Annotated in this window: 21 protein-coding genes; 6 read left to right on the forward strand and 15 right to left on the reverse strand. The window is 57.6% G+C overall.

The features are described 5' to 3' along the window. Positions 1-36: 36 nt before the first annotated feature. From LGH74_RS05880 to LGH74_RS05925, 10 genes are all read right to left on the reverse strand, one after another. Entirely contained in the window at positions 37-1,482 is a 1,446-nt protein-coding gene (locus tag LGH74_RS05880; protein WP_226173313.1) for a SusD/RagB family nutrient-binding outer membrane lipoprotein, read from the reverse strand. Positions 1,483-1,518: 36 nt separating this feature from the next. Continuing rightward, complete coding sequence (locus LGH74_RS05885; RefSeq protein ID WP_226173315.1) at positions 1,519-4,752, reverse strand: SusC/RagA family TonB-linked outer membrane protein; 3,234 nt, start codon at positions 4,750-4,752, stop codon at positions 1,519-1,521. A gap of 288 nt (positions 4,753-5,040) precedes the next feature. Continuing rightward, positions 5,041-6,118, reverse strand: a protein-coding gene (prfB, locus tag LGH74_RS05890; RefSeq protein ID WP_226173317.1) for a peptide chain release factor 2 whose coding sequence is annotated in 2 segments (ribosomal slippage) — positions 5,041-6,066 and positions 6,068-6,118 — 1,077 coding nt in all. Because the reading frame shifts where the segments join, the coding sequence is not laid out codon by codon here. A 118-nt stretch (positions 6,119-6,236) separates the two neighbouring features. Next, complete coding sequence (locus LGH74_RS05895) at positions 6,237-7,301, reverse strand: branched-chain amino acid aminotransferase (RefSeq protein WP_226173318.1); 1,065 nt, start codon at positions 7,299-7,301, stop codon at positions 6,237-6,239. A gap of 67 nt (positions 7,302-7,368) precedes the next feature. Continuing rightward, complete coding sequence (locus LGH74_RS05900; protein WP_226173320.1) at positions 7,369-7,920, reverse strand: cob(I)yrinic acid a,c-diamide adenosyltransferase; 552 nt, start codon at positions 7,918-7,920, stop codon at positions 7,369-7,371. An 83-nt stretch (positions 7,921-8,003) separates the two neighbouring features. Then, positions 8,004-8,729 carry an ABC transporter ATP-binding protein gene (locus LGH74_RS05905; RefSeq protein WP_226173321.1) on the reverse strand — a complete coding sequence of 242 codons (726 nt, stop codon included), beginning with the start codon at positions 8,727-8,729 and terminating at the stop codon, positions 8,004-8,006. A gap of 19 nt (positions 8,730-8,748) precedes the next feature. Beyond that, on the reverse strand, positions 8,749-11,799 hold the full coding sequence (locus LGH74_RS05910) for a hypothetical protein (protein WP_226173322.1): 3,051 nt from the start codon (positions 11,797-11,799) through the stop codon (positions 8,749-8,751). 9 nt (positions 11,800-11,808) lie between these two features. After that, on the reverse strand, positions 11,809-12,096 hold the full coding sequence (gatC, locus tag LGH74_RS05915) for an Asp-tRNA(Asn)/Glu-tRNA(Gln) amidotransferase subunit GatC (RefSeq protein WP_226173323.1): 288 nt from the start codon (positions 12,094-12,096) through the stop codon (positions 11,809-11,811). Between the two features lie 27 nt (positions 12,097-12,123). Then, on the reverse strand, positions 12,124-12,984 hold the full coding sequence (locus tag LGH74_RS05920; protein ID WP_226173324.1) for a lysophospholipid acyltransferase family protein: 861 nt from the start codon (positions 12,982-12,984) through the stop codon (positions 12,124-12,126). 58 nt (positions 12,985-13,042) lie between these two features. After that, a complete protein-coding gene (locus LGH74_RS05925; RefSeq protein ID WP_226173325.1) occupies positions 13,043-13,624 on the reverse strand; it encodes an NUDIX domain-containing protein in 582 nt (193 codons plus the stop codon). 444 nt (positions 13,625-14,068) lie between these two features. Between LGH74_RS05925 and LGH74_RS05930 the strand changes: the two genes are divergently transcribed. Beyond that, on the forward strand, positions 14,069-14,311 hold the full coding sequence (locus tag LGH74_RS05930; RefSeq protein ID WP_226173326.1) for a hypothetical protein: 243 nt from the start codon (positions 14,069-14,071) through the stop codon (positions 14,309-14,311). Between the two features lie 195 nt (positions 14,312-14,506). Next, a complete protein-coding gene (rnhB, locus tag LGH74_RS05935; protein ID WP_226173327.1) occupies positions 14,507-15,082 on the forward strand; it encodes a ribonuclease HII in 576 nt (191 codons plus the stop codon). Between the two features lie 210 nt (positions 15,083-15,292). Here rnhB and LGH74_RS05940 read toward each other — a convergent pair whose 3' ends face one another. Genes LGH74_RS05940 through LGH74_RS05950 form a run of 3 tightly spaced genes read right to left on the reverse strand, consistent with a single transcriptional unit; the run spans position 15,293 to position 17,733 of the window. After that, on the reverse strand, positions 15,293-15,736 hold the full coding sequence (locus tag LGH74_RS05940) for a response regulator (RefSeq protein WP_226173329.1): 444 nt from the start codon (positions 15,734-15,736) through the stop codon (positions 15,293-15,295). A 56-nt stretch (positions 15,737-15,792) separates the two neighbouring features. Next, a complete protein-coding gene (locus tag LGH74_RS05945; RefSeq protein WP_226173330.1) occupies positions 15,793-17,334 on the reverse strand; it encodes a sensor histidine kinase in 1,542 nt (513 codons plus the stop codon). Between the two features lie 33 nt (positions 17,335-17,367). Beyond that, the gene (locus LGH74_RS05950; protein WP_226173331.1) at positions 17,368-17,733 is read right to left on the reverse strand and encodes a CZB domain-containing protein; all 366 of its coding nucleotides are present in this window, start codon (positions 17,731-17,733) and stop codon (positions 17,368-17,370) included. Between the two features lie 210 nt (positions 17,734-17,943). On the opposite strand from LGH74_RS05950, the gene gcvT reads away from it, so the two are divergent. The 3 genes from gcvT (at position 17,944) to LGH74_RS05965 (ending at position 20,159) form a co-directional block, all read left to right on the forward strand. Beyond that, the gene (gene gcvT / locus LGH74_RS05955) at positions 17,944-19,050 is read left to right on the forward strand and encodes a glycine cleavage system aminomethyltransferase GcvT (protein ID WP_226173332.1); all 1,107 of its coding nucleotides are present in this window, start codon (positions 17,944-17,946) and stop codon (positions 19,048-19,050) included. Between the two features lie 114 nt (positions 19,051-19,164). Beyond that, positions 19,165-19,881 (forward strand): 2-phosphosulfolactate phosphatase, encoded by a 717-nt coding sequence (locus tag LGH74_RS05960; RefSeq protein ID WP_226173333.1) that lies wholly within the window; start codon positions 19,165-19,167, stop codon positions 19,879-19,881. Positions 19,882-19,967: 86 nt separating this feature from the next. Further along, entirely contained in the window at positions 19,968-20,159 is a 192-nt protein-coding gene (locus tag LGH74_RS05965) for a hypothetical protein (RefSeq protein WP_226173334.1), read from the forward strand. A 19-nt stretch (positions 20,160-20,178) separates the two neighbouring features. On the opposite strand, the gene LGH74_RS05970 is transcribed toward LGH74_RS05965, so the two are convergent. Together LGH74_RS05970 and dtd are read right to left on the reverse strand one after the other, a co-directional pair. Continuing rightward, positions 20,179-20,505 (reverse strand): nucleotide pyrophosphohydrolase, encoded by a 327-nt coding sequence (locus LGH74_RS05970; protein WP_226173335.1) that lies wholly within the window; start codon positions 20,503-20,505, stop codon positions 20,179-20,181. A gap of 114 nt (positions 20,506-20,619) precedes the next feature. Beyond that, entirely contained in the window at positions 20,620-21,072 is a 453-nt protein-coding gene (dtd, locus tag LGH74_RS05975; protein ID WP_226173336.1) for a D-aminoacyl-tRNA deacylase, read from the reverse strand. A gap of 87 nt (positions 21,073-21,159) precedes the next feature. Between dtd and LGH74_RS05980 the strand changes: the two genes are divergently transcribed. Beyond that, complete coding sequence (locus LGH74_RS05980; RefSeq protein WP_226173337.1) at positions 21,160-22,653, forward strand: ArnT family glycosyltransferase; 1,494 nt, start codon at positions 21,160-21,162, stop codon at positions 22,651-22,653. Positions 22,654-22,690 lie beyond the last annotated feature (37 nt).

Genomic DNA, 22,690 nt, shown 5'->3' on the forward strand with positions numbered 1-22,690 from the left:
AAGTGGCAGCCCTTCTCAATATAGATTTTCCGAAGATTACTTCTTATCCCAGAAAACACGGGTAGTTACAACGTCGCCACCAATAGCAGCCGAAGCAGCCTTGTAGTTCGGACCGTTGAGGTTAGCCTCAGTGGTTGGGTAAGGAAGACGCAATGGAATTTCCGAAATAGCCTGAGCAGGCTTCGTCAACTTAGGATAGTCCAAACGACGCCACTCTTTCCACGACTCTACGGGGTTATTGTAGAGAGCAACCCACTTCTGGATGCCAATTTTCTCTTGGAAAGTAGCACCCGAACCTGATCCACCATAAGCGACAGTAGGCTGAGCCAAGTAGGTAGTTGCTTCAGCAGCGGTACCGCCCCACTCTGTGATAGAGGCAGTTACCCCAGCTTCATAGTGTGCAGCAGCAGTACCACCAATGGTGTAACCACGCTCTTTCGCCTCGGCCAGCAGGAACTCTACCTCGGCATAGTTCATCAGCGTGCCAGCAAACGTTGGGTTCTCCAGCATAGCGCCCGGAGCCGAGTTGTTAGCATAAGCATTAGGAGCACCGTAAGTACCACCTTTGAACGTGGTCTGTCCAGCTACTGGCTTGAAAAACTCGTCGATACGTGGGTCACTCCAAGCATTGAGCTTGTCGATGAACGTGTTGGCACCTACGAAGTCGGCACGGCCACTCTGAATGAGTGATACCCACAGTGGGTTCGTATTTGGCGCAGCTGCCAGGTACGTTAGCTTGGCATTATCCGCATTGGAAGAGATAAGCTGCGACAAGTCAGCAGCGGCTGACTGAGCCAGCGTTTTGGACGCTGCCGGATCATCGTCAGCAATCGTCATAGCCAGACGCAGCTTCAGCGAGTTTGCAAACTTAACCCAGCGCGTCATGCTACCCGAGTAGTACAGGTCGGCAGTGCCCAAACCAGCGGCGCTAGGTTTCATCGACGCAATAGCTGCATCCAGGCGCTTGATGATGTCGGCATAGATAACCTTGTCATCGTCGTACTTCGGCGTCAGGTTATCAGAGTTCAGGGCAGCCGAATACGGAACGTCGCCGAACGTGTTTACCAACACCGACCAGGTGTAGACTTCCAGTACTTCGATGCAGGCCAGCTGGTTGGCTTTGACGTCTGCATTGAGGAGGTTGTCAGCAGCAATAATCTTCTTGCCTTCGTTCAGGTCGCTCAGCACATCCCGGTACAATGGGTCCCAGAAGTTGCGGTTGATCTGACGAGTGTCAATGATGTACTGGCTTTCGTCTGGGTAGGTCGTTTCAGCCCAATACTGAACGTACAGACGGAAAGGGTTGCTGTTGATATCTGGGGTGTTGATGGTATTCGACAACATCCGCTCAGCGTTGCTGACCAGGGAAGTCCCGGGAGCCGATGTAGCCGCCTTGGGGTTTACGTTGTCGTAATCTTCCAGCTTGCTGCACGAGGAGGCAAGCAATACCGCCGGAATGCAGAATAGAAGGGCCTTTTTCATTGGTCTATTTCGATTAAGATGTCGGGTGATTTTCAATTAAAATGAAAATCTCAGGTTAAATCCAATGTTTCTGGTCGTTGGATAGCTGCCAGACATGTAACCTTGGCCCAGGTTGCCGCTGCTCAAGTTATCTTCTGGGTCAGCGTAAGGAACATCCTTCTTGATGATCCACAGGTTACGGCCAGTCAGCGAAATATCTACGCCTTTGATGCCACCTACTTTGGCCAACAGCGGAGCTGGCAGCGAATAGGTCAGAGAAGCCTCTCTCAGCTTAACAAAGCCGGCGTCGTAAACGTGCATTTCCTGGGGCTGGTTGTAGCCATATGCACCTTCACTGTTTTCGGTACGGATGTCGTTCTTCGAGCCATCAGCCTTAACACCGGGGAAGATGATACCACCACCTTCGGAGATTGGCAGACGCGAAGGGTTACCCAAGTCGTTGTTGCCAACCGTTTCTGGGTACAGGCCAGTGCCGTAGCCATAGTACGTGTCCAAGTTGAAGAGCTGACCACCTTGTTTAACGTCCAGCAGGAAGTACAGCGAAATGCCTTTGTAGGCAACAGTGTTCGAAAGACCACCCGTCCAATCGGCATTGGGGTTAGCAATGACGGTGGTAGAGGGAGACCGCACGTACAGACCGTTAGCGCCAACCAGCTTCTCACCGTTCAGGTAAGTGAAGCCAGCGCCCCGGATGGTGCCGAAAGGCTGACCAACCGTAGCGTTCGACGAAACACCACCCTGGTAGGTAGCGATAACGAGGTTATCGGTGCCTTCAGCCAGGCTCAGGATTTTGTTGCGGTTACGAGTCCAGTTGGCGTTTACCGTCCAGCTGAAGTTGTCGGTTTTAACCGGCGTAACGAAAGCCGTCAATTCGATACCCTTGTTTTCTACTTCACCCGAGTTTACAAACTTGTTGTTGAAGCCAGTGGTGGTAGGTACCAGAATTGGAATGATCTGGTTGATGGTGCTCGAACGATAAAGCGTTACGTCAAAGCCCAAACGGCTGTTGAGGAAAGCCATTTCGATACCACCTTCCGTGCTACGGGTTCTTTCGGGCTCCAGCTCAGCATTGTTCTGCGTGTTAGGCAGCGAAAACAGCGGAATCGAGCCAAAGCTACCTACGGGAACGTTGGTTTCAGTACCCTGCTTGTTGTAGCTGTTGAAAGTCGAATAAGGTGATGCGTCCGAGCCTACTTCAGCATAGTTGAGGCGGGCTTTACCATACGACAACCACGATACGTCTTTCAGCAGTTCCGAGAAAACGAAGCTACCAGCTACCGAAGGGTAGTAGTACACGTTCTTGCCTTCTGGCAGGGTCGAAGATTTGTCTCTTCTGCCGGTTACGTCCAAGAAAGCGAGTTCCTTGTAGCCAAAAGTGCCGCTGGCGAAATAGCCATCTACACCCCAGCGACGGTCCGTCTCAATTGGGGGGTTCAAGGGGTTCACCGAGTTCGACAGCGAGTACAGACGTGGAACTACCAGACCACCGGAAGTGGAAGAGTAGATCGAGCCATCCTGCTGTCTTCTGAAGTTAGAGCCAATCAGACCACGGAAGCTGAAATCTTCCGTAATGTTCTTGTTGAAGTTAACAATCAGGTCGTAGTTGGATTCACGCGAGGTGCGGTCGTAGCGCGTGTAGAAAGGAACACCGGTGCTACCAATAGCATTGCGCTCTTCCTGCTTCTCGTCGTACGAGTCCAGCGTTACGCGGCCCATTACGTCTACCCAGTCAGCAATTTTGTAGGTAGCTACAATGTTACCGAAGTAGCGGTAGCGCTCATCGTTTTCAGCATTCTCATAACGAACCCAGTAAGGGTTGTCAGAGTAGATTGGGCGTAGATCCGTGGCGCTACGTGGGTTCCACGTAATGTTCTGCTTGTTACGGAAGTAAGCCTCTTTCTGCTCTTTGATGTCAACGTTGGTCTGGAACCACTCGCGGAACTGCTGCATCGGGTTCCAAGAATCGTAGCCTGTGCCATAGCGACCCAGGCCCTGAGTTTTGGTGAAGTTAATGGCAGCGCTGGTAGTCAGCTTAGGCGTCAGTTTGAACGAAGCCGCGAAGTTGGCCATGTTCTTCTTGATTTCGCTGTTTGGCAGGATGCCTTTATCGTTCGTGTTGGTATAGCCCAGCTTGAAGGTGGCCGTTTCGTTACCACCATCAATGGTGATGTTGTTGTTCAGCGAAACAGCATTCTCCAGGAGGTATTCAGGGCCATTCTCAGCAGCTACCCAAGGAGTAGCCTGGCGGTAGGTAGGGGAGGTTGGGTCGAGCGAGTTCCACTGGTGAACCAGCAGGTTACGGTCAAACTTGGCACCGTAGGAAGCATCTTCAGTGAAAGGAACAACCAGGTCCAAAATACCGTCGCCGTTCATGTCACGCTGGTTGAAGTAAGCATCTTCGTCAGGACCGTAGTAAGCGCCGTAGCCGGCACCGTACTCTTTCTGATACTTAACGAACGTGCTCTTGTCAACGAAGCCCATTTGAGCACCCGTGTTGATGGTAACGCCCAGGCCACGCTTGCCTTTCTTGGTCGTAATCAGGATTACGCCGTTCGAAGCACGCGAACCGTACAGAGCCGTTGCGGCAGCACCCTTGAGGATGGTTACCGAAGCAATGTCGTCGGGGTTCACGTCGGCACCGGTGTTGCCGTAGTCGTAACCACCACGACCCGAGGTCTGATCCGAGTTGTTAGTGTTGGTGTTAGCAATCGGAACACCGTCAACTACGAACAACGCTTGGTTGTTGCCATACAGCGACTTTTGGCCACGGATAACAACGTTCGTCGAACCACCCAGGGTGTTGTTTTGCTTGATGTTAACACCAGCAACTTTACCCGACAGCGAGTTGATGAAATTGGGGTTACGAGCTTTCGTCACGTCGTTTCCTTCTACCTGCGTAGCCGAGTAAGGAAGCGAGTTACGGGTTCTTTCAACGCCCAGTGCGGTTACTACTACCTCACCGAGCTGCTTCGTGTCAGCAGCCAGACCGATATCGATGGTGGAGGCAGTGCCGATTGGCCGGTCAACGGAGATGTAACCGATGGAAGTGAAAGAGAGAGTAGTAGCCGTAGAAGGCACACTCAGGGTATACGATCCATCCGAGTTTGTGGAAGCACCAATCGTAGTGCCTTTCACAAGAACGGTAACTCCGGGAAGACCCTGACCGTTGGCACGGTCAGTGACCCGCCCAGAGATGGCTCGGTCCTGCGCGATGGCCTGCTGCAACAGGCTAGTCATCAGCAGGATGACCATAAATAAGAGTTTTTTCATGTGACTGTTAGTTTGGTGAGTGAAAAGGTGAAGAAATAGTTGTGAAAGTGGGCGAATAGGGCAAGTATAGCGGGAAAAACCCCATTTAGCAACTTTTAGGAAACATAGAAGCAAGTGCTTGACGCTGCTGCTCTTCATTTTATCTTCATCTCCATTTCTCCTATCTGACTTAATTGTACTGCCAGATGCGCGCATCGCCCATCTTAAAGATAACAAAATAGTAACCAAACAACGAGCTGGGCCACGTAAAAAGCCATAGCCAGCACAGAATCTGACTATAGCGCTTGGTCAGTTTTGCATTAAAAAGCCTTTGATATACTCATCCAAGTCGCCGTCCAGTACTGCCTGCACATCGGTGCGCTCAATACCGGTACGCAGGTCTTTGATTAGCTTGTAGGGGTGCAGCACGTAGTTGCGGATCTGAGAGCCGAAGTCAATTCGCTTTTTACCCGCTTCAATCTTGTCGCGCTCGGCATGGCGCTTGTCCATCTCGATCTGGTAGAGGCGCGACTTGAGCATGCGCAGGGCATGTTCCTTGTTCATCAGTTGGCTGCGCTCGATCTGAACTGCGATAATGATTCCGGAAGGAGCGTGGGTGAGGCGCACGGCCGTTTCCACCTTGTTTACGTTCTGGCCACCGGCCCCGCCAGCCCGGTAGGTATCCCAGGTAATATCAGCCGGATTGATCTGGATATTAATGGTCTCATCGACCACCGGATAGGCAAACACCGATGCGAATGAGGTATGCCGCCGGCCACTGCTATCGAAGGGCGACATGCGTACCAGACGATGAACCCCGATTTCACTTTTGAGGTAGCCGTAGGCAAAGTCGCCGTCGATTTCCAGGGAAGCCGACTTGATGCCGCCACCCTCACCGGGCTGATAGCTGAGCTGCCGCACGGCGAAACCGTGCTTCTCGCCCCACATGATGTACATGCGCATGAGCATTTCGGCCCAGTCCTGGCTTTCTGTGCCCCCCGCCCCGGGGTTGATATCGATGATGGCCGATAGCTGATCTTCCTCATCGGAGAGCATGCGCTTAAACTCCAGCTGCTCCACCATCTTTTGAGCGGCCTCGAATTCCTGCTGAATTTCAGCCTCCGAAACGTCGCCTTCCCGGTAAAACTCAAATAGCACATCTACGTCACCAACGGCTTTCTCCACGGCCTCGTAGTCATCGGTCCAGACTTTAACGGTCTTGATTTCCCGGAGAATTGTCTCGGCTTTCTTGGAATCGTCCCAGAAGCCGGGTGCGGTGGTCAGTTTTTCGGTTTCAACCACCTGCTCCTTGCGAGCATCGTAGTCAAAGGTACCTCCTCAAGGCCTCAGCGCGGCCCTTCAATTCCTTAACCTGATCTTGGGTCATGGGAAAAAAAGCTAAATGATGAAAAAAAGGGTGTCTGGCAAAGATAGCCAATGCGAAACGCCCACCCCCGATTAAATACCGGAGGTGGGCGTTGGCCTGTTTAGGACAATTTGGGCCGTTATACCTGCACCATCCAACCGTGGACGTCGGCTGCTTCGCCGGTGCGAATGGCACTCAGCATCGCACTGGCTTTCTGCGAAAACGAATTCGAGGTAGGAGTTGGCAGCGCGTAATCCTGGCCTTGGAAGCCAATGGTGGCAATAGGAGCAATAGTAGCAGCAGTGCCTACGCCGAAGGCTTCCTGCAGAGTGCCGGCTGCCTGGGCCGCCATTACTTCGGTGGCCGATACGCGCCGCTCTTCCACTGGCATACCCAGGTCGCGGGCAACCTGTAGTACGCTTTTGCGGGTGATGCCATCCAAAATAGAGGTGCTGAGAGCAGGCGTTATCACCTTGCCATCAATAACGAACATGACGTTCATTGTGCCCGATTCCTCAATAAACTGGTGGGCCGATGAGTCAGTCCAGAGGAGCTGGTGGTAGCCTTCCTGCTGGGCCAGCTTGGTGGGCCACATAGCCGCGCCGTAATTGCCGGCCGCTTTGGCATAGCCCGCCCCGCCTTCGGCCGAGCGCACAAACTTCTCTTCGAAACGCACCCGCAACGGCTTGTTATAGTACAAGCCTACAGGGCAGGTGAAAATCATGAAGCGGTAGCTGTCGGAGGGCCGCACGCCGATGAAGCCGTCGGTGGCAAACATGAAAGGGCGGATATACAGAGCGCTACCGGCAGCATCGGGTACCCAAGTAGAATCGAGACGAATTAGCTGGGTGAGGCCCTGCATGAAAAGCTCCTCGGGAATAGCCGGCATGCACATGCGCTCAGCCGACAGATTGAGGCGGTGCAGGTTGTCGTAGGGGCGGAAGAGGGCAATATCGCCCTGCGGATTCTTGTAGGCTTTCATGCCCTCAAAAATGGCCTGACCATAATGCAATGCCGAGTTGGCGGGGCTCACGGCCATGTCGCCGTAGGGCACAATCTGAGGCTCCTGCCACTCACCATCCTGGTAGTCGACGAAGAACATATGGTCGGAGAATACCTTGCCGAATTCAAGATTGTCTGGATCCAGCTGCTGGAAACGCGAAGCCGTGGTGCGCTGGGTCCGGATGGTGAGAGTGTCGAGCATAATGCAGGATAGTGGGAGAGTGGGAAAAGAGCGGGTGGGAATGGAGAGGGTAATGCTTGAAACGGGCCTAGGAGAGCCGTGGTTTCCAGCTAACTTCTTCGGCGCCTAATTCGTGCGCCATTTGCCGGCCGAGCACGAAAAGATAATCCGACAGACGATTCAGGTACATCACAACGAGGTCGGCCACGAAGGAGTCTTCGCGCAGGGCAATAACCAGCCGCTCGGCGCGGCGGCATACGCAACGGGCCACGTGGGCAAATGATACGGATGGGTGGCCACCGGGCAGAATGAACACGCGCAACTCGGGCAGCGTCTCGTTCATCCGGTCCATTTCACGCTCCAGCAGCAGCACATCTTCCTCGTGCAGATCCGGAATCTTCATCTTCGACTTTTCCGGGTCGGAGGCCAAAGAAGCGCCCATCGTAAACAGGCGGTCCTGGATTTCCTTGAGTAGGTCGCGGCGGCTGGCGTTTACCTCCTGGTCGCGCACCAGACCGATGTAGGAGTTGAGCTCGTCGACGGTGCCGTAGCACTCAATGCGCAGGCTGGATTTGGGGACGCGGGTGCCGCCAATAAGGGAAGTGAGGCCTTTGTCGCCGGTTTTGGTATAGATTTTCATGCAGAGCAATAAGCGCGAAGGACGAAGAGCAGGAGCTGAGGTTGCAGAAACAACAAAAAAGTCAGCTCAATGTCGGTTGTTGCTTATTGCGAAGTTAATTGCTGGTGGTGGGTAGCAATGTCGGTATTCACCGCATCGGACTCTACCAGCCCGTCGCGCAGGCGCACAATGCGGTGGGCGTAACGGGCAATATCCTCTTCGTGAGTTACCATAATAATGGTATTACCCTTCACGTAGAGCGCCTCAAACAGGTCCATGATTTCGTGGCTGGTCTTAGTGTCGAGGTTGCCCGTGGGCTCATCGGCCAGGATAATGCTGGGGTCATTCACCAGGGCCCGGGCAATGGCCACGCGCTGCCGCTGCCCGCCCGAAAGCTCGTTGGGCTTGTGCTTGGCCCGCTCACCGAGGCCCACGCTGCGCAGGGCATCCATGGCTTTTTCCTCGCGCTGACTTTTGCTGTAGCCCGCGTAAATCAGCGGCAGGGCCACGTTGTCAAGGGAGCTGGCGCGGGGCAGCAGGTTGAAGGTCTGGAATACAAACCCGATTTCCTTGTTGCGCACCTCCGCCAGCTGGTTGTCCGACATGCGGCTGACGTCTTTACCGTTCAGCACGTAGTTGCCGCGCGTAGGCGTGTCGAGGCAGCCCACGATGTTCATCAGCGTGGATTTGCCGGAGCCGGAAGGGCCCATAAAGGCTACGTACTCGCCGCGCTGAATGGTGATGGTGACGGACCGCAGTGCCTGGATGAGCTCGGTGCCCATCTGGTATTCCTTCGCAATATCGTGCGTCTCGATTACAGGGGGTAGCATAGGCAGCCGGGTTTGGTCCTTAATTCCAGGGGGTAGCGGAAGCCGCCTGAGTGGCCCGCCGCGCGTTATACTGCGTAAGAAAGGTACGGTATTCCGTAGGTGAAAGCAACGTGCGCAGTTTTTCCAGCGAAGCCGCCGCATATTCGCTCAATCCGGCCGGTACGGCGGCCAGGGTATAGGCCTGCAGCAGCGCTACCGATTCGGGGTTGTATTCCAGGCCTTTGAGCAGAGCGTTATAGGCTGGCATATCCTGCTGGCGGCTCAGGTAGAAATCAGCAGCGGCCAGCACACCTTCTTCCAGAAACGGGGCTTCGCGTACTATGCGGCCAAATAGCTGTGTAGCCCGGGGCTGGTTGTTTTCCTGGCGGGCCAGGGCGGCCTGGTAATACAGCCGGTAAGGTGCGTCGGGGCGGGTGAAGTAGCCGTTTTCGACCACCTGGCGCAACGGAGCCAGCTGCTTGCCAGCTAGATATATCTGCCCGCGGAGCACGTTCCAAGCCGAGCCCGACGCGGTTTTGGTTGCCGGTGCCGGCGCAAACGACTCAATGGCCTGCTGCGCCGATGCCAGCTGCCCGGCCCGCAATGCCCGCGGAATCTGGGCCAGCAGGGCGGCTTCCCGTGCCGCCGGGTTGCTTAGGGCTGCCGCCCGCGGAATCAGGCTTTCGGGGTAAAGCGAGTTGCCGCGCAACACCAGATAGCGCGCTTTTACCGAATCGGAGGCCGTAGCGTATTGCGTGTTGAAATCCAGATTCAGTACCGAAAACAGTTGCCGGGCCCGCCGCCCAGTCCCGAAGGTCTGGTCGGTCAGCGCCTTTGCTACCGATGCCCGAGCTGAGTCGGGTTGGTTGAGCAACGCCTGTGCATAGGCTCGAAACAGCGCCGCCTCAGTGTAACCGTTGCGGCTGGCAGTGGCAAATCGGGCCGCCGCGGAAGGGTATAAACGTTGCTCCAGTAGCCATAAGCCCCACAGATTCTGGTAATAGGCACTGCCCGCTGAGTTGCCGGTGGTTAGGGGCAACAGCGTGGTTTGGGCTTCTACCAACTGGCCGCCATAGTGCTGGGTGAGAGCCCGCAGAAACGTGAGCTGATCAGCATACGCGGCATTTTCAGGCTGCTGCACCAGCCGGGCCAGCAGCCGAAGCTGGCTGGTGTCGGCCAGAGTGGCGCGGTGCAGGCCGTCGTGGTAGAGGCGGGCAAACTCCGCGGTAGTCAGCACCGGAGAAGGTCCGTTTGCCGGCCGCGGCTGCTCGGGCTTACCGCTCAGTAGGTTGAGCAACGACACATTGCTGGCCCAAGCCGCGCTGTTGGTTTTCGGCTGCTCGGCAATCAGCTTACGCGCGGCCTCACCCTGTTGCGTCTGGAGCAGAAAGGCCAGTCGGTTGGCCTGAATCAGGCTGTTGTCGGGTGCCAGGGCTTCGGCCCGTTGCAGGTAGTGTTCCACCGAATCTGTGAGGGCCGAGCGGGTGTAGAGCTGGGCTAGGTCATTGGCCAGACGGGCACTGCGGGGCATACTTTTGATACCCTGACGCAGCACTTGGAGTCGGTCAAAAAAGTCGCCGGGCTCGTTGTAGAGGGCCGCCAGGCGCAGGGAAATCTTTTCGGACGGCGCCCGGCTCAAAGCCCGGCGTAGCGCGTTGATTTCGTTTTGGCGCTGGGAGCGGAAATGATACAGCGCCGCCCGACCCATGCTGGCGCGGTGGTTGTGCTGGTCGAGCACGTCACTTTCGGCGTAGTAGCGCTCGGCCAGCAGGGCTAGCCCTTCACTGTTCTGCTGCTCTTCGCTCTGCAGGCGCGTCAGGTCGCCCACGTTGTTGAAGTAGCCGGCTTGCACCTGGTCGAGCACGTAGTTGTTGTTGCGCATCTCCACGGCTACTATAGCCCCGATGGCCACTATATACACGATATAGAAGGGCAGGCGACGCGGCTCATACACCACCCGAAACACGCGCAACTTCTGCCGGATCAGGGTAATGTAGTTGATGAGCAGGTAAAGCAGGAAGGCGGCCCCGCCCGCCAGCAGCGCCAAGGCCGTGAAGTCGCGCGCGGCGGCCAGCAGCGGGTCGTTGGCGGTAGCAAAGGCAAAGCCCAGAAAGCCGGTAGCCAGCGTGAGCAGAATGAGCAGCAGCAGCCGGGCGGCTTCCAAGGGCACCCACTCGGCGAAAGTAGCGGCCCGCCGCCCCAAATTCAGCCAGCTGATAACGGCGGCTGGTAGCAGCAGCACCAAGGGGTCGAAACGGACGCCGGGCAGGATGAGCAGTTCCCCATTGTTCCAGTAGTACATGAGTAGCGTGCCCAGATACAGCAGGCTAACCAGCAGAAACGGCAGCAGCCCGAAGCGGCTCTTGGGGTTTTCAGCCTGAGTATTGAACCACAGCAGGCCGTAGATATTCTCGAAAAATAGCCACAGCACGAGCATAGCCACGGCTGCCGCCCCGCTGCTGGTAGCGTAGCTCACCAAGTGCAGCGCGGTAGTATCGGCCGGGTTGTCGCTGCGCAAAAACAGCAGCGTGCTCAGGCCCGCTACTAGCAGGCCAAATGTGAGCAGCCGCCAGCCAAACGACACATCCGGCCAGAAGGCGTGAAACACAAATGCCGGCACGCCCAGCGCCAGCAAGGTCAGAATCAGAAAATACTGCTCCCGCGAATCAAAAATGCCGAGCATGTCGGCATTGAACGACATGAGCAGAAACATCAGCAACGCCATGCCCGCTACAAACACCAGCCGGGGCAGCGTGCTAATGATGGCCAGGTAAAAAACCATGCAGACGGCCACCAGTCCCAGCAGGGCCGAGGCAGCATCGGGCCGCACAAAAGGACCAATAACGTCGTGGGATTCCGTAACGAGGTAGCCGTTGACACGCACCGGCAATTCGTCGAGGCCCACGCACACCTGCTGCAGCACGGTGGGAACGGGCTTGAGCTGGGCTATTTCCTGGACCCGCAGCGTGTAGTCGTCGCCGGTGAAATAGTAGTAGACGGCCAGGCCGAAAGCAATGCCGGCCACGAGGCTCAGCACCCACAGGGCACTGCGCCAGCCAGCGGGGCGGGACGAAGGAAGGAGAAGGGCCAAGGGAAACGGTTATTCCAGCACTTTAGGTACGCGGAAGTAGTCGGAATCCTTGCGCGGAGCATTGCGCAGACCTTCCTGGTGGCTTACCGAGTTGCGGGCCACATCGGGGCGCAGCACGTTAATTTCGTGCGACAAATGCACCAGCGGCTCGACATTGGTCGTGTCCAGCTCGCTGAGCTGGGCCACCCAATCCAGGATTTTGTTCAGGTCGCCGAGCATCTGCTGTTCTTTCGTGGCGTCGAATTCGAGGCGGGAAAGGTGGGCCAGTTTGCGCAGGGTAGATAAATCGGTACTCACGGTCAGAGAAAAAAGTAAAAGTTCAACTTAAGAGTTTGGCAGTCCCAACTCCGCGCCGGGTGGCGTGGTTGGGGCTGGGTCTGCAGCAGCGGGGGCCGTAACTACCGGCCGGGGCCGGCGCACGGACGATGCTTCTGGGATGCCGGCGGCTTCGGGGCGGAAGGCGCTGGCAATAGTACGAAAAGCCTGGTCCCGAAGCCGGGGCACGTCTTCCGTAGTAAGGCCCTGGGTGAAGATAGGCTCGTGAATAACAACCTGCAGTGGCGTGTAGCGCACCCGGATACCGCCCACATCGGGCATAAACCGGTGGTTGAGTGGCATCGAAACCGGCACGATGGGGAAGCCCGTAGCCACGGCCAGCAGAAACGCGCCATCCTTGAAGGGCATCATTTCCTCGCCGGGCTTTTTGGAAATCGTGCCTTCGGGGAAGATGACGATGGAACGGCCCGCTTCCAGCGTCTGGCGGGCCTGCACCATGGCCCGGCCCCGGCTCACAGCGCTGTTGCGGTTCACGGTGATATAGACGCTGCCGAAGATCGGGCCCCAGAGCGGTACTTTGGCCAGGGCGCTTTTGCCGATAATGTTCAGGAAGCCCGGAATGGCCTTGAACAGTACCGGAATATCGATATAGGAGCTGTGGTTGGAAACGTAAATGCAGGGCTGGGAGGCAGGCAGCGGGTTTTTACGCACGATGTCCACCGGCATGCCCCACATTCGAATGGCAAACGTGGACCAGCCCCGGTTGATGCTGTGCAGGTGCTTGTGCAGCGCCGGCCGCCGCCCCAGCAGCACCTGAATCGGGTAGGTGACTACGAAGGGTAGCACAAACCAGAACGTGCTCCAAGTGGTGTAGATGCGGTGCCAGATAAATTGCAACAGTCGACGCATACCGCAAAAATACGAGCTATAAACTTAGGAGCCCTACTTGGGCTACCGGGCCGGCAGCTCAGCCCTGTCGACTGTTGAGCACCCGTTCTGCTTTGAGCAGGCCCGCCACGCTGATGGCATCGGTGATGCGGTTGTCCATTGCCATAGCCACGGCTTCGGCCAGGGGCAGTTTCCAGAGGCGCAGATCTTCGGTTTCCTCGGGCTCTACCTCGCCGGCTTCCAGCTCTTCGGCCAGAAACACGAAACCTTCCTCATCCGTCACCGAGTTGGAGGTGTGCAGGCGGGCAATATTGGTCCAGCGCCGGGCCGTGAAGCCAGTTTCCTCCTTCAGCTCTCGCTGTGCCGATTCCAGAATATCCAATTCGATTGGGCCGCCGCCCATCGGAATTTCCCAGGAATACTCGTTCAGGGCGTAGCGGTACTGGCCCACCAGCCAGGTGTTACCGTCGGCATCCACGGGCACGATACCGAGGGCCTTGTTTTTCATTGAAACCACTCCGTAGATGCCCCGGCCGCCTTTGGGGTTGACAACCTGATCTTCCCGGACGCTGATCCAAGGGTTCTGGTAAGTTATTTCTGAGCTCAGCGTCTGCCACGGATTATGGGTTGCATCGAAGTCGGGCGAGGGAATATGCGACATAGAATGAGGCTGGAGTAGTAAGCGGGACATGGCAAAGGTACAATTCCTGGGAATAGCCAAAAACAGCCCTTGCCCGTCTGTCGGGCTGCAGGCCGGATTAGTCGGGTAGGAAGCCGCGTTTGACAAAAACACCTCAATAAGTACCTGGCAGCAAGTAGTTTTGTCGTAGAAAGGAACCAACGCAAACAGCGGTTGTGGAAAGGAAGTCGCTGTTTGTGTAGCCCCGACCGGGCTAAGGAGTAGGGTGGATGAATTTCTGCCGGTCGGTGCAAAATAAAGAGCCGTTGCCAAGAGCAACGGCTTTTTTTGTGCCTATACTTTTCCCAAGCAGGCAGGCCAAAATATTGTAGGTGCTGGCGGCGGCCCGGGCTCAACCCCAGCACTAAGGGCCGCGTACCAGTCAGTAACTGGCTGTTTACATCCCAGCCGGCCCCGGATATTTTTATGGCAAATCAACCCAAAAATCAGTCCGCTCAGCCCCAGCCCGGGGACCCATTGTTCAACCTGAAACACGCGCAGGCCGAAGCCGAGCTAGTCCAGAATACGGGCGGCCTGGGGCCCATTACCAACGAATACATCACCACCGACGAAGATAATGACCTCGACGAAGGCCCGCGCGACAAGCAAGGCAACCGCCGGGGCGAAACCGGAACGCCCGAAGTGGGCAGCACCGCCGGCCGCCACTAACTGGTGAGGTTGTGAAATGTCGAAGTTGTGCTGCATCTGCACCAACCATATCCTCTCACATCCTGACCAATTGATTTCCATATAATTTCAACTTCTCAGGAAAAGGCCTCTCCAGTTGCTACGGCAGCTGGGGAGGCCTTTTTGTTGCTGCACTGGGCCCGAGTGTGCTGCCCCGTGCGCTACCTTTGCCGGCCTATGCTGCTTGCCTCTCACACCCACCATCCGCTGGAAGCGGGCCTCGACGAAGCCGGCCGGGGCTGCCTGGCGGGGCCGGTTTTTGCCGCCGCCGTTATTCTGCCGCCCGATTTTGCTCCGGCTTACCTGAACGACTCGAAGCTGATGACCGCCAAGCGGCGCGAAACGATTCGGAAGGAAATCTGCCGGGAAGCCGTGGCCTGGGCCGTGGGCGAGGCCAACACCGACGAAATTGCCAGCATCAACATTGCTCAGGCCAGCTACCTGGCTATGCACCGCGCCGTAGCCCAACTGCCCCAGCCACCGACTCACCTCATCGTCGATGGCAACCGCTTCAAAGCGTATCCGGGCATCGAGCATACCTGCTTTATCAAGGGCGACGGGCGCTTCCGCAGTATTGCTGCGGCCTCGGTGCTGGCCAAAACCTTCCGCGACGACCGGATGCATGAGTTGGCCGAAGAGTTTCCGATGTATGGCTGGGAGCAGAATGCCGGATACCCTACGCCCAAGCACCGCGCCGCCATCCGGGAATTCGGCCCCAGTGAGCACCACCGCATGGGTTTCCGGCTGCTGTAGGTGGTGAAGTTGTGAAATTGTGAAGAGTATCCTTGCGAGGCGCAGCCGTGTCAATCCATCCTCTGCGCAGTACGCCCCGGCCTTTTACCAGAAAGCCCTAACGCCTGAGTAGACGTTAGGGCTTTTCACTGTAGGAAACGCAGTGCATTTCAGAGGACGGATTGCTTCGTACCTCGCAATGACACAATTCCTCCTTTCACAACTTCACCGTTAGTCTTTCAACCGCAGCAAATCTAGGAAGAGGCTGAAGCCGTCGACGGTAGAGCCGCCTTCACCGAACTTGTCGAAGTTCAGGGGCTTAATAATGTAGCCGCTCACGGCTAATTCCCGGGCTTTGAGGCGGTCAGTTTCCAAGTCGGAGGTGGTCATGATGAATATGTTCAGGCCCACAAACTCCGGGTCGGAGCGCAGAGCTTCGAGCAGCTCCAGCCCGTTCATGCGGGGCATGTTGATGTCGAGCATTACCACGCTGGGCTTGGCAATCTGGGCCTGACCGGCTTCGCCGCGCAGCAGTTGCAGCGCTTCCCGACCGTTTTTGGCAATGTGCATCGGGACGTTAATATCGTGCTTCCGTAACTCACGTTGCACATTCATGACGTCCATCTGGTCGTCTTCAACGAGGAGAATACTGGGGGCAAGGGCGTCGGTAGACATATTCGTGGGAAATGAAATCGGAACTGAAACTACCGTCTATACGGCAGTTTCTATATTCAGACGGTCTTAGATACCAATTGGGCAGACGAAATGCGTCGTTCGGCGTGTAGGGCGCGCTCCTTAGGCCAGGTGAAAATAAAGGTAGCGCCCTGTCCTTCTGCCGATTCAACGGAGATAGTGCCGCCCTGCCGCTCCACTATTTTCTTAACGATGGCTAGCCCCACGCCGGTGCTTTCCAAGGTGTCGCGCTCCACTAGGGTCTGGAAAATGACGAAGATCCGCTCGTGGTACTCCGGGTCGATGCCAGGGCCGTTGTCGGCCACGGTGAAAGTGTACTGCAACCGGTCTTCGCGGCAACCGATGCGTACGAGGCCCTTTTCGGGCGCGTCGTGATACTTAAGAGCGTTGCTGATCAGGTTAGTGAATACCTGCTGGAGCTGCACCCGGTTGGAAGTCAGCGTGGGCAGGTAGCTGGGCAGCTCCACCCGAAAGCCCTCGGGCGGCGCCAACGAATCCACGATTTCGGTGAGCAGCTCCCGCACGTTGATGCGCTCATCGGCCTGTTTGGTGCGCCCCACGCGGGCCAGGTCCAGGATGCCGGTAATGAGGTTTTCCATGCGGTGCACCCGGGCCCGCATCAGCTGCAGAAACTCCCGGATGTGCTCGGGCACGTCTTGGCCCATGTCTTCCTCAATCCAGCGGGAGGCACTTTCGATGCCGCGCAGGGGCGCTTTCAAATCGTGGGAGACGACGTAAGAAAACTGGTCGAGCTCCTGGTTGCGGCGCTCCAGCTGGGTAATGGTCGAGTCGATGGTGCGTGCCATCACGTTGAGCGAGTCGGCCAACTCGCTGAGCTCATCCTGGGCGGTGTCGTCGATGCGAGTGGTATAGTCGCCGGTGGCAATCTGGCTTGAAAGGCCTACCATCATATCAATACGCCGGGCAATGAGGCGGGTGATGTAGGTTGCCCACATCAGCCCGATGCTGATGGCCAGCACCGTGACGATAATCGAAATCAGGCGCGTTTGCCGGATACTGTCTTCCAGCTTCTGCCGCACTTTGTCACGCTCGGCCAGCTCGGTGCGCTCGAAGCCGGCAAACAGCACCCGGATCTGGTCCATGATCTGCTTGCCGGTCAGGCTTTCGGCTAAGCTGCGGTGCTCCATGCCTTCCATCCCGATCTGGTCGGCCTGACGGCGGCGGGCCTCGCGCTTCTCACTGATGAGTAGGTGCGAATAGGCCGACCACTGCTGATAGAGCCGCTGGGTGCGCATGATGCGGGCGTACTGCGGGTCGTCGGGGGTAATCTGGGTGCGCAGCTCCGAGAAGCGCTTCAGCAATTCCTGCTCGCCCTGGTAATAGGGCTGGAGCACGGCCTCACTGCCGATGAGCATATAGCCCCGGAAGCCCGATTCCATGTCGATAATATTGCGAAACAGGGCTGAGGCTTCCCCCGTGAGCCGCTGCGAAGCCTGCACCCGCTCAGAGTTGCGCAATACCAGGCGGGAAAGCTGGTAGTTGACGATAACCACCATAGCAAACAGGGCCGAGATGACCAGGAAGCCGGCAAATAGTTTGGTGGAAAGCTTGAGCTTCATGCCGCGCAGCAAGGAAAAAAGACCGGGAAAATATTAGCGAGGCGTACGCAGGCGGGTCTGGATAGTTTGCAGCAGGCGCGGGATTCGGTCGATAGTAGGCAGCAAGTCAGCAAGGTCTTCCCGGGCCTGCTGTGAGAAGCCCTGCAGGTACATATCCATCAGGCGGTTGGCCTCCTCGTGCAGCTGCCGGTGCACGCGGTCCAGTTCGGCCCATTCGGGCACGTTGCCCATTGAACTTTGCCGGTGCTCCGTAATCCAGATGCCGAGGCTGCACTGGTCTGGGTCGCGGATGGGCCCTTCGGCCAGGTTGGTGCCGTTGAGAAAGGAGCGGAGGCGGGATTTAAATTGCTGGTGCCGGGTCAGGGCCGTGTCAAAGTCCTGTTTCAAGTCTGTATTCATAATAAACTGCCCGTGAGTGGCAGCGTAGGAAGGGTGGGGTAAAAGAGCCGCAATGGCCAAGGAGAAACCCTGGCCACTACCGCCGGAAAGCTCGGCCGTACACGACGGGCGCGAGGCTTGTACGCTCCGGCCGGCGGAAATGGCTAATTTCGCCCGTCCCTTTCGCGGCGTATCATCCAAAACCTTTCTCTCCACCTCCCAACCCGCCCCATGGCCGAAGACCTCAAAACCGTTGTCCTTAATGACGTTCACCAGCAGCTAGGCGCCAAAATGGTCCCGTTTGCCGGCTACAATATGCCCGTGCGCTACTCCTCCGACCTCGATGAGCACCGCACTGTGCGCCGGGCCGTGGGTATGTTCGACGTATCGCACATGGGCGAGTTCCGGGTGCGCGGCCCCCAGGCTCTCGATTTGATCCAGCGCGTGACCAGCAACGACGCCAGTAAGCTCACCGACGGCAAGGCTCAGTACTCGTGCCTGCCCAACGAAGACGGCGGCATCGTGGACGACTTGCTGGTGTATAAGCTAGCCGATGAAGACTATATGCTGGTGGTAAATGCTTCCAACATCGACAAGGACTGGGACTGGATCAGCCGGTTCAACACTAATGGGGCCGAAATGGAGAATATTTCGGATCAGACCAGCCTCTTTGCCGTGCAGGGCCCCAAGGCCGCCGAGGCCCTCCAGAGCCTGACCGATACCGACCTGGCGAGCATCCCGTACTACAGCTTCGTACAGGGCACGTTTGCCGGTGCGCCGGGCGTCATCATCTCGGCCACGGGCTACACCGGCGCGGGCGGCTTCGAGCTGTATATTCCCAATGAGCACGCCCAGCAGGTGTGGGACAAAATTATGGAAGCCGGTCAGCCGTTTGGCCTGAAGCCCATCGGGCTGGGCGCGCGCGACACGCTGCGGCTGGAAATGGGCTTCTCACTCTACGGCAACGACATCGACGACACTACCTCGCCTTTGGAAGCGGGCCTGGGCTGGATTACCAAGTTCACCAAGGACTTCACCAACTCGGCCAGCCTGAAAGCGCAGAAGGAGCAGGGCGTGACGCGCAAGCTGGTGGCTTTCCTGATGGATGGCGCGGGCATTCCGCGCAGCCACTACGAGCTGGTGAATGAGGCCGGGGAGAAAATCGGGGAGGTGACTTCCGGTACCCAGTCGCCGTCATTGAGCAAGGGCATCGGCCTGGGCTACGTAACAACGGAGTACAGCGCGCCCGGCAGCCAGATTTTCGTGCAGGTGCGGGGCAAGAACTTCCCGGCTACCGTCGTGAAGCTGCCGTTCGTGAAAGGCACGGAAGAGGCGTAAGCGGCTTCTGACTACAAAACGTCATGTCGACCATTCTGCGCTTCAAGCAGAGAGGAGACATGACGTTCTTTTTTTATGTTCTGATCAGCTCTCCCATTCACCATTTCTTTCCAGATGCCCTCCCTCGATATTTGCTTTAGCCCCGAACTGCTGCCTTTGTATGATCTGCGAGGTAAGGTGGCCGTGGTGGTCGATATTCTGCGCGCTACGTCTTCCATCGTCACGGCGTTGGCGGCGGGCGTTACGCACGTAGTGCCGTTTAGTGAGCTGGAAGAGTGCCGGGCGCTGGCCGTGCAGGGCTACCTCACGGCCGCCGAGCGGGACGGGCGGCAGGCTGAGGGCTTCGATTTGGGTAACTCGCCCTTCGGCTACCTCGATGGGGTGCTGGCGGTGAAGGGCCGGGGCGTGGCCATTACCACCACCAATGGCACCCGCGCCCTGCACCTTTCCCTGGGTGCTGACGCTGTTGTTATCGGTGCTTTCCTCAATCTGGAGGCAGTGGCACGGTTTGCCAGAGAGCAGCAGAAAGACGTTGTAGTGGTGTGTGCCGGCTGGAAAGGTATGTTCAACCTGGAGGATACCGTATTCGGAGGCGCGCTGGCCGAGCGGCTCGCAGGTGAGTTTGACACCACTGGCAGCGACGCTACCTTGGCCGCCCGGCAGCTGTGGGAGCAAGCCAAGCCCGATCTGGCCGGCTACCTGCTACAGTCGGCCCACGTGCGCCGCCTCAACAGCCTCGAAGCGCACGAGGATATGGCTTTCTGCGTGCAGCTCGATACCTACGACCTGCTCCCGATCTGGCAGGACGACCGGCTGGTGGCTAACGCGTAACGGCCGGTGCTGAAATCCCGTCAGTGACCCTCGGAGCAGCTTCGGACAGCTTAAGTAGCGTATTGGTCACCCCAAAAGGCTTGACGATGACCCGCGAACCGGCGACGATGACCCTTGAAGCTCTGACGATGGGTCCTGAACCGTTGACGATGACCCTTGGTAGGCTGACGATGACCATAGAAAGCCTGACTATGGCCCTTGAAGGTCTGACGATGACCCCCGAAACGCTGACGATTAGTCCCGAAACCGTATCGGTCAGCCCAAGACTCTGGCAGTAGCCCTGAAAACGAGGACGGGCTAGTGGAGCTTCTCGTTGTTGCGGTGCCGGTCGGCGTCGCGCAGGGTTTTCTTTTCCAGGTTGCGCCGTAGGGCTTCCGTCAAGTCGACGCCGGTTTGGTTGGCCAGGCAAATGACCACGAACAGCACGTCGGCCAGCTCATCGGCCAGCACTTTATCCTTATCCGACTCCTTGAAAGACTGCTCGCCATACTGCCGGGCAATGATGCGGGCCACCTCGCCCACTTCCTCCGTGAGCATGGCCATATTGGTCAACTCATTAAAATACCGCACCCCAGTGGTCTGAATCCAGGTATCAACAGTCTGTTGGGCTTCTTCGATGGTCATAAGGGAGGTTCTGAAGGTAGGAGGGTGTGATGGTATGAGGGATAAGGAGGGGTAAGGATGAGGGCAGGAGGGGAATGCCAATTAATTACCTCCTAAACCCATACCCTCTTACCCTCACACCCTTTCCAACGAGTCCAGCACGATAGTCACGGGGCCGTCGTTGACGAGGCGCACCTGCATGTCGGCGCCGAATTCGCCGGTGGGCACGGGTTGGTTCAGAAGCTTTTCGAGGAGCTGCACGAACTGCTCGTAGAGGGGAATGGCGACGGGCGGCGGGGCAGCCCCGATGTAGCTGGGGCGGTTGCCTTTGCGGGCATCGGCCAATAGGGTAAACTGGCTGACGACCAGCACCTGGCCCTGCACGTCCTGCACGCTGCGGTTCATCTTGCCTTCCTCGTCGCCGAAAATGCGCAGCTGCACCAGCTTGCGGGCTATCCAGTCGAGGGACTTGAGGTCATCGTCGGGGGCAAAGCCGGCCAGCACCAACAGGCCGGGGCCAATCTGGCCGGTGACGCGGCCCTCGACGGTGACGCTGGCTTCGCGGACGCGCTGAATAACTACTCGCATAAGAGGCAGGGCAGAAAGGGGAGGATAGATGTTGCGGCGGGTTTTTCGTACTTCGCGGTGCCAACCGGCAATCCGCACACGTAGCTAATGGCCGCCACGAAGAACGACAATCTGCCTCTGAATTCTGCCCTGTGGCTGCTGCCGGCGCTGTTGGCCGTGGCGGTAGTGCGCCTCTACGGCCTGAGCGAGGCCGCCCTGCCCGACTACGACTCGGTGCGTAACTGGCAGATTGTGCGGGAAATAGCCACTGGTAACTTTCGGAATCTGTTTCACCACGGCAGCCCCGGCTTCTCGGTGCTTTACGTGCCCGTGGCTTGGCTAACCAGCAACTTTCACGTCTTCCAGCACCTGAACGCGTTGCTGGCCGTGGCCGCTGTGGGCCTACTGGCCAACTTCGTGCGGCGCGAAGCCTGCCTTACCGGCCCCGAAACGGCGCTGCTTACGCTCTTCATCGGTACCTCCGTTTTCCTCACCTTCTCGGGCCGCGACTTTACCATGGGCTCGGCCTCACTGCTGGTGTTTGCCGGGCTGCTGCGGGCGTATTATCAGCGGCTGCAACGCCCGAGTCCTATAGCGCTGCTGCGGGCGGCGCTGTGGGTGGCCCTGGGCTTGTGCATCAACTACAAATTCATCCTGACGCTCCCGATTCTGGCCGTTTTTGAGCTCTTACAGCGCGACGGGCTTTTGTGGCGGCAGCGCAGCTGGCTGCGGGTAGTAAGTATTGTGGCCGCGCCGTTCGTGGTATTCGGGCTGGTGGGTGTGCTGGCCGGGCTGCCTTGGTACCGGTGGCCGGCGGTGTACTACAACGTGCTGTTTCCGGGGGTAGCCAACGCGGCCGGCCGGCAGGGCAGCGTGCAGCTCGACTTGCTGTACTACCCTTTAGTTATGCTGAAGTTTGAATCGTGGCTGGTGCTGCCATGGCTGCTGCTGTTGCCACTGGTGTGGCGGCGGGAACTGTTTACGGCGCTGCAGCGCATCAATCTAGTGCGCTACCTGGCCGTGTGGGGTTACGCGTATCTGGCCGGAATGTCGTTGCTGCTCAAAGCGCCCCGCGGATTGCTATTGGTGTATGGGCTATTCTACACGCTGGCTTTTCTGAGTTTGCGGCGCTACGCGGCGGGTTGGGGACTGGCGGTGGTGGTACTGGCTGCCTGCACTTCCAACATGAGTCGGATTGAGCGGGAGGTGTATGCCTACACGCCGAGTAGCTACCCGCGGGTAGCCCAGTGGCTGCAGCAGCGCGGCGGCACCAAAGTGGCTAGCACGGTAGGGCTGGGTTTGGCGCCATTCGGTATTGATTCGGTAGTCAGTATTACCTCCGAAAAACAGCTGCCGGCCTTGCGTAAGCGCGGTTTTCAATACGTGCTGCTCGACGGCTATTACCTTGTAACCAACGTGCCGCAGTTCGACTCGCTGCGGCGGCAGCAGCCCGTAGCCGAATGGTCTGAACCCATGTTGACCTCGCCACTGCTCTTTTTGGAGCACACCGAATATACAGGCCTGAACTACGTGAAAACCCTGGTCCTGCAGAGCCGGGCCCACCATGACTCAGTGCAGCTCCGGCTGTACCGGCTGCAGTAAGCTGTTGGTGCTGCAAGTATGGAGACTTGCCTCGTGC

The organism is Hymenobacter lucidus (genome assembly GCF_020447265.1).
In the GTDB taxonomy this organism is placed as follows: domain Bacteria; phylum Bacteroidota; class Bacteroidia; order Cytophagales; family Hymenobacteraceae; genus Hymenobacter; species Hymenobacter lucidus.

Coding starts and splice junctions, on each gene's coding strand:
- LGH74_RS05880 (WP_226173313.1), bottom strand. CDS start 1,482: ATGAAAAAGGCCCTTCTATTCTGCATTCCGGCGGTATTGCTTGCCTCC.
- LGH74_RS05885 (WP_226173315.1), bottom strand. CDS start 4,752: ATGAAAAAACTCTTATTTATGGTCATCCTGCTGATGACTAGCCTGTTG.
- LGH74_RS05895 (WP_226173318.1), bottom strand. CDS start 7,301: ATGCTCGACACTCTCACCATCCGGACCCAGCGCACCACGGCTTCGCGT.
- LGH74_RS05900 (WP_226173320.1), bottom strand. CDS start 7,920: ATGAAAATCTATACCAAAACCGGCGACAAAGGCCTCACTTCCCTTATT.
- LGH74_RS05905 (WP_226173321.1), bottom strand. CDS start 8,729: ATGCTACCCCCTGTAATCGAGACGCACGATATTGCGAAGGAATACCAG.
- LGH74_RS05920 (WP_226173324.1), bottom strand. CDS start 12,984: ATGCGTCGACTGTTGCAATTTATCTGGCACCGCATCTACACCACTTGG.
- LGH74_RS05925 (WP_226173325.1), bottom strand. CDS start 13,624: ATGTCGCATATTCCCTCGCCCGACTTCGATGCAACCCATAATCCGTGG.
- LGH74_RS05930 (WP_226173326.1), top strand. CDS start 14,069: ATGGCAAATCAACCCAAAAATCAGTCCGCTCAGCCCCAGCCCGGGGAC.
- rnhB (WP_226173327.1), top strand. CDS start 14,507: ATGCTGCTTGCCTCTCACACCCACCATCCGCTGGAAGCGGGCCTCGAC.
- LGH74_RS05940 (WP_226173329.1), bottom strand. CDS start 15,736: ATGTCTACCGACGCCCTTGCCCCCAGTATTCTCCTCGTTGAAGACGAC.
- LGH74_RS05945 (WP_226173330.1), bottom strand. CDS start 17,334: ATGAAGCTCAAGCTTTCCACCAAACTATTTGCCGGCTTCCTGGTCATC.
- LGH74_RS05950 (WP_226173331.1), bottom strand. CDS start 17,733: ATGAATACAGACTTGAAACAGGACTTTGACACGGCCCTGACCCGGCAC.
- gcvT (WP_226173332.1), top strand. CDS start 17,944: ATGGCCGAAGACCTCAAAACCGTTGTCCTTAATGACGTTCACCAGCAG.
- LGH74_RS05960 (WP_226173333.1), top strand. CDS start 19,165: ATGCCCTCCCTCGATATTTGCTTTAGCCCCGAACTGCTGCCTTTGTAT.
- LGH74_RS05965 (WP_226173334.1), top strand. CDS start 19,968: ATGACCCGCGAACCGGCGACGATGACCCTTGAAGCTCTGACGATGGGT.
- LGH74_RS05970 (WP_226173335.1), bottom strand. CDS start 20,505: ATGACCATCGAAGAAGCCCAACAGACTGTTGATACCTGGATTCAGACC.
- dtd (WP_226173336.1), bottom strand. CDS start 21,072: ATGCGAGTAGTTATTCAGCGCGTCCGCGAAGCCAGCGTCACCGTCGAG.
- LGH74_RS05980 (WP_226173337.1), top strand. CDS start 21,160: ATGGCCGCCACGAAGAACGACAATCTGCCTCTGAATTCTGCCCTGTGG.